Annotated in this window: 1 protein-coding gene; it reads left to right on the forward strand. The window is 69.3% G+C overall.

The window, feature by feature from the left end; all coding sequences use genetic code 11:
* A partial coding sequence (locus ACFPZL_RS13620) for a dihydrolipoamide acetyltransferase family protein (protein ID WP_382335928.1) occupies window positions 1-948 on the forward strand: 948 nt, incomplete at its 5' end.
* Window positions 949-999: the final 51 nt, after the last annotated feature.

Consider the following 999-nt stretch of genomic DNA (forward strand, 5'->3'; position numbering starts at 1 on the left):
TCCGCGACGTCGCGCCGCCGCCGGGGCGGCGAGCCGTTGCTCGCAGGCGCAGCCGGACGGCACTCGTCGCTCCCGGTCGCCGACGCGAACCCGGTGATCGCGAAGCCGCCGATCCGCAAGCTCGCCAAGGATCTCGGTGTCGACCTCACCGCGGTGACCGGCACGGGCATCGCCGGTGAGATCCTGCGCGACGACGTGGTGCGCCACGCCTCGCAGGCCAGCCTCTTCCGCAACATCACGACGCCCGAGCCGCAGAGCGTGCGCGAGGAGCGGATCCCGCTCAAGGGTGTGCGCAAGCACATTGCTCAAGCCATGGCGACGAGCTCGAACGAGGCGCCGCACGTCGGCGTCTTTACTGACGTCGACGCGACGCGCACCATGGAGTTCGTGAAGCGTCTCAAAAGCTCGAGCGAGTTCGCCGGCACCAAGGTCTCGCCGCTGCTCATCTTCGCGAAGGCGATGCTGTGGGCGATCCGCCGCAATCCCGAGATCAACTCGACCTTCACCGAGACCGAGATCATCCGCCACAACTTCGTGAACCTCGGTATCGCCGCCGCGACCCCCCGCGGGCTCGTGGTGCCGAACATCAAGGACGCGCAGGAGCTCACCCTGCTGCAGCTCGCCCAGGCGATCGAGCAGCTGACGATCACCGCCCGCGACGGCCGCACGCAGCCCGCCGAGATGGCGAACGGCACGATCACGATCACGAACATCGGCGTCTTCGGCATGGACTTCGGCACGCCGATCCTGAACCCGGGGGAGTGCGCCATCATGGCGATGGGCACGATCAAGGAGAAGCCGTGGGTCGTCGACGGCGAGGTTCGGCCGCGCATGGTGACCACGGTCGGCGGATCCTTCGACCACCGCATCGTCGACGGCGACGTGATCTCGCGCTTCGTCGCCGACGTGGCCTCGGTGCTCGAGGAGCCGGCGCTGCTGCTCGACTGAGCGGTCTGCCCGTCGCCGCTGCCGGCCCCCGCCGGCGCGGCTGCTGCCCTC

Origin of the sequence: Leucobacter soli (assembly GCF_042659205.1) — a bacterium.
Lineage (GTDB): Bacteria > Actinomycetota > Actinomycetes > Actinomycetales > Microbacteriaceae > Leucobacter > Leucobacter soli.